This window comes from Roseomonas rosulenta (assembly GCF_016106005.1).
GTDB lineage: Bacteria > Pseudomonadota > Alphaproteobacteria > Acetobacterales > Acetobacteraceae > Neoroseomonas > Neoroseomonas rosulenta.
Genome location: NZ_JACADR010000329.1, coordinates 1 through 4,326, shown reverse-complemented (window position 1 = coordinate 4,326; position 4,326 = coordinate 1). Strand labels below are relative to the sequence as shown.

Below are 4,326 nucleotides of genomic sequence, written 5' to 3'. Positions count from 1 at the left end.
CGCTGGCGCGCGCCATCGCGGCGCGGCGCCACGAGGTGCCGGCGGCACATGCGCGCCTCGCCGCGGCCGCGCGCGCGGCGGGCATCCCGATGCTGAGCCACGACGACGCCACCCTCGAGGACCGCGCGCACTACCGCGGGCATGGCGCGACCATCTGCGAATTCCCGATGGCCGAGGTGGTGGGTGTCGCGGCGCGCGAGGCGGGCGAGCATGTGGTTATGGGCGCGCCCAACGTGGTGCGCGGCGGCTCCCATCTCGGCTGGGCGAGCGCCGCGCCGCTGGCCGAACGCGGCATCGTCACCGTGCTGGCGTCGGACTACGTCTGGCCGGCGATGCTGGAGGCGGCCTTCGCGATGGCGCGGCGCGGCGTGCTCGACCTGCCGGCCGCGTGGTCGCTGGTCTCGGCCAATCCGGCCGAGGCGTGCGGGCTGGCCGACCGCGGCCGGCTTGCACCCGGGCTGCGCGGGGACGTAGTGGCTGTGGATGCGGCGGTGCCGGCGCCAGTGGCGGTCTTCGCGGCCGGTCGCCTCGCATGGATCGCGCCCGACGCGGCGGGGCGCATCACGCGCTGACGGCCCCGTAGGCGCGGAAGATGCCGAGCTGCACCTCGCAGCCGATGCCGGTGAAGCCGGCGCGCGCGAGGGCCGCCTCGATGGCCTCGGGCGGCACGCAGGTATCGATCGTGTCCCAGAAGTAGCGCATCATGCGGCTGTCCTTCTCGCCCTGTCCGACCCAGCGCGACAGCCCTGGAACCACCCGGCCGAGATAGAAGCGCAGTGCCGCCAGCGCGAGGGTGCTCGCCGGCTGGTCGATCTCGAGCAGCAGCACCCGCCCCCCCGGGCGCAGCACGCGGCGGAATTCAGCGAAGGCCAGCACCAGGTCCGGCACGTGGCGCAGCGCATAGCCCATGCTCACCAGGTCGACCGAGGCATCGGCCAGGGGCAGCGCCTCGGCGCGCGCCTGCACCAGCGGGATCGTCAGTCCGGCGCGCGCCTCGCGCAGCATGCCGGCGCTGAGGTCGAGGCCGACCACATCCGACGCGCTGCCCAGGATCGCGACGGCCTCGCGCGCCACCAGGCCGGTGCCCGTGGCGACATCCAGCAGCCGCTTTCCCGGCGCGAGCCCGGCGCGGCGCAACGCGTCGCGCCGGTAGCGAGCGCCGGTGCCGAGCGAGAAGATCCGGTTGATCCGGTCGTAGGAGGGCGCGCCGCGGTCGAACAGCGCCCGCACGTAGCGGTCGCGCTGGCCGGAATCGGCGTAGTGGCGCGGCAGCGGCGCATGGGGGGCCGTGGGCGGGGACGCGTCTGCCATGGTCGGTATCCCGGTGCAGGGCATGGGAACCGCGGTGGCGGCGGCGCGTCAAGCGCGCGGGCGGTGCCGGGGGGTGGTTCTGGCTCCCCGAGTTGGACTCGAACCAACGACCTAGGGATTAACAGTCCCGCGCTCTACCAGCTGAGCTATCGGGGATCAGGAGCCGGGCGCCGCGTATAGTGTGGGGCGCCACCACTGTAAAGCCGCCCGCGCGATCAGGTCCGGGCGGGAATCGAACCCACGTAGCAGGTTTTGCAGACCTGTGCCTGACCACTCGGCCACCGGACCGCGCAGGCGCCCCATATCGGCCGCGCGCGTCCCGCGGTCAAGCGTCGGCTTGGCGCGGCGGGCGGGCCCGACCTATAACCGACGCCTGTCTGCACGAGGCCGAGCACGATGGATTTTGCCGAGGCGCGCCGCTTCATGGTCGATGGCCAGCTGCGCCCGAACCGCGTGGAGGATCCGCGCATCGTGGCGGCGATGCGCGACCTGCCGCGCGAGCGCTTCGCTCCGCCCGCGATGGCCGCGCGCGCCTATGCCGATGCCGAGCTGCCGCTGCCCGGCGGGCGTGCCATGCTCCAGCCGCTGGTCCTGGCGCGGCTGGTACAGCTCGCGGGGCTCAGGCGCGGCGAGCGCGCGCTGATCCTGGCCGCGGGCACCGGCTTCGGCGCAGCGCTGATGGCGAAGATCGGCGGCACGGTCACGGCGGTGGAATCTGACCCCGCACTGCTCGCGATCGCGCGCGCGGCGCTGCCGGCCGCGGTGCCGCCGGGCGCCGTGACGCTGGTCGAGGCCGACCCCACGCAGGGCCATGCCGCCGGCGCGCCCTATGACGTCATCATGATCGAGGGCGGCGTGCATGCCGTGCCGCGCGCGATCCAGGACCAGCTGGTCGAGGGCGGCCGCCTGGTCGCTATCGGGCTCGAGGGCGGTCCGCCGGGCCGGGCCATGCTTCTGCGCCGCGCCGGGGGCGCGCTGACCGCGACGCGGGACTTCGACGCGCATGCGCCGGCGCTGCCCGGCTTCGCCGCGGCGCCGGCCTTCGTGTTCTAGGGACTCATCCGGCGGGCCGGACTTGCCGGGCCGCATGTCCTGCCCCTGAAAATACGGCGCCTGCGAGCACCCACGCCGGGCGCCACTCTGGGCCCGACGTCCCGCGACACATTTCTTTGCCCTTGCCGGGCTGGCGCGGGCCTGTTGCGGTGCGTTAAGACTTTTGGGCAAGACTTCCGGCCTGCACCGGGCTTCGGCCCGGCCCGCATGTCCGGCCGGCCATTCCCGGGGGACGGCAAAGGGTGATGATGAGCCTGCGCAGTAAAATGCTTCTGACCGCCGCACTGGCCGTCCTGCCGCATTCCCACGGGTGGTCGCAGACCCTTCAGGAGGCGCTGGCCGCGGCGTATTCGGGCAATCCCCGCCTGCTCGCGGCACGCGCCGCGGCGCGGGCTATCGACGAGAACGTGCCCCAGGCGCTGGCGGGCTGGCGGCCCACCGTCGTGATCGCGGGGACCGCCGGCTACACCGACACCACGCAGCGCACGCAACAGAATGCCGGCGGGGCGATCTTCCCCATCACCGACCCCGCCACCGGCTTCGTCACCGGCCTCGGCCGCACGCCGCAGGTACCCTTCTCGAACTACACGGATTCGAGCCGCGGCACCGGCACGCTGGCGGCTACGGTCCAGCAGCCCATCTATCGCGGCGGGGGCACTACCGCCTCGACCCGCCGCGCCGAGAACCAGGTCTATGCCCAGCGCGCCCGGCTGCTGATCGCCGAGCAGGAGGTGCTGCTCGAGTCCGTGCGCGCCTATGTCTTCTTCATCCGCGACCAGGAGGAGGTGCGCCTCAACACCAACAACGTGCAGGTGCTCGTGCGCCAGCTGCAGGCGACGAACGAGCGCTTCCGCGTCGGCGAGATCACCCGCACCGACGTGGCGCAGGCCGAATCGCGCCTGGCGCAGGCGCGCTTCCAGCTCGACCAGGCGCAGGGCGTGGCGCAGAGTTCGCGCGCGAATTTCCTGCGCTGGACGGGGCTCGAGCCGCTGCGCGTGACCGCCCCGCCGCCGCTCGCCCCGCCGGTGCGCTCCCAGCAGGAGGCGGTGCGCTTCGCGACCGACAATAATCCGACCGTGGTCGCGACCCTCTTCGACGAGGCCGCAGCGCGGGACTTCATCGACGTGCAGTTCGCCGCCCTGCTGCCGCAGGTCAACGCCAATGCCTCCGTGTTCCGCAACGACAACCAGAACGCGCGCGGGGCGCGCCAGACCGGCGCGCAGGTCACGCTCCAACTCAACGTGCCCCTGTATCAGGGGGGGCGCGAGCACTCGCAGGTCCGCCAGGCACGCCAGCAGGCGCAACAGGCGCGCCAGCAGGTGGCCGATGCGCGCCGCATCGCCGCCCAGCAGGCGACCGAGGCGTGGGAGACGCTGGGCAGCGCCCGCGCCCAGGTGGAATCGGTGCGCGCCCAGATCCGCGCGCAGGAGATCGCCCTCGATGGCGTGCAGCGCGAGGCCATCGTCGGCAGCCGCACAACGCTCGACGTTCTGAACGCCGAGCAGGAACTGCTGCAGGCGCGCGTCAACCTGGTGCGTTCGCTCGCCACGCTCATCAACGGATCCTATGCGCTGGCCACCACGATGGGGCGGCTGACGGCGCAGGACCTGGGCCTGCCGGTGCAGATCTACGACCCGCGCAACTACTACAATGCCGTGCGCGACCGCTGGTTCGGCACGGGCGACTTCTCGGATGGCGCTGGCGCGCCGCCCGCGCCGCAGGGCGCGGTGCAGGTGCAGACCTTGGCGCCGGCACCCCCGGCGCGCACGAGCCCATGAGCGGACAGTCAACCCCTCCGGGCGGCGCGGCGGCACCGGGCGCCGCCTCCGACCAGTCGATGGAAGACATCCTCGCCTCCATCCGTCGCATCCTGAACGAGGACGAGGCCAGCGCGAACGGCCCCTCCGCGACGCCTGCGGCAGAGGCGACCACCGACCCCGCCCCCGCCGCCGCGGTGCCGCC

General features: G+C 73.4%; 4 protein-coding genes, 2 tRNA genes and 1 pseudogene. 4 read left to right on the top strand and 3 right to left on the bottom strand.

The genetic code is table 11. From position 1 onward, the window contains the following. Positions 1 to 572: pseudogene (locus HW578_RS23435) on the top strand (alpha-D-ribose 1-methylphosphonate 5-triphosphate diphosphatase); the annotation flags it as partial. On the opposite strand, the gene HW578_RS23430 reads toward HW578_RS23435, so the two are convergent. The 3 genes from HW578_RS23430 to HW578_RS23420 all read right to left on the bottom strand — a co-directional run bounded on the left by HW578_RS23430 (position 562) and on the right by HW578_RS23420 (position 1,599). Beyond that, positions 562 to 1,311: a class I SAM-dependent methyltransferase gene (locus HW578_RS23430; RefSeq protein WP_198373122.1), complete on the bottom strand. Its 750-nt coding sequence runs from the start codon at positions 1,309 to 1,311 to the stop codon at positions 562 to 564. The pseudogene HW578_RS23435 and the gene HW578_RS23430 overlap by 11 nt on opposite strands. Positions 1,312 to 1,391: 80 nt before the next feature. Continuing rightward, positions 1,392 to 1,467 (bottom strand) — tRNA-Asn (locus HW578_RS23425). A gap of 61 nt (positions 1,468 to 1,528) precedes the next feature. Further along, positions 1,529 to 1,599 (bottom strand) — tRNA-Cys (locus HW578_RS23420). 108 nt (positions 1,600 to 1,707) lie between these two features. Between HW578_RS23420 and HW578_RS23415 the strand changes: the two genes are divergently transcribed. The 3 genes from HW578_RS23415 to HW578_RS23405 all read left to right on the top strand — a co-directional run. Further along, positions 1,708 to 2,364, top strand: a complete 657-nt coding sequence (locus tag HW578_RS23415) for a protein-L-isoaspartate O-methyltransferase family protein (RefSeq protein WP_198373121.1) — start codon at positions 1,708 to 1,710, stop codon at positions 2,362 to 2,364. Between the two features lie 245 nt (positions 2,365 to 2,609). After that, on the top strand, positions 2,610 to 4,142 hold the full coding sequence (locus HW578_RS23410) for a TolC family outer membrane protein (protein ID WP_232479231.1): 1,533 nt from the start codon (positions 2,610 to 2,612) through the stop codon (positions 4,140 to 4,142). Continuing rightward, a partial coding sequence (locus HW578_RS23405; protein WP_456308297.1) for a hypothetical protein occupies positions 4,139 to 4,326 on the top strand: 188 nt, incomplete at its 3' end. The genes HW578_RS23410 and HW578_RS23405, both read left to right, overlap by 4 nt.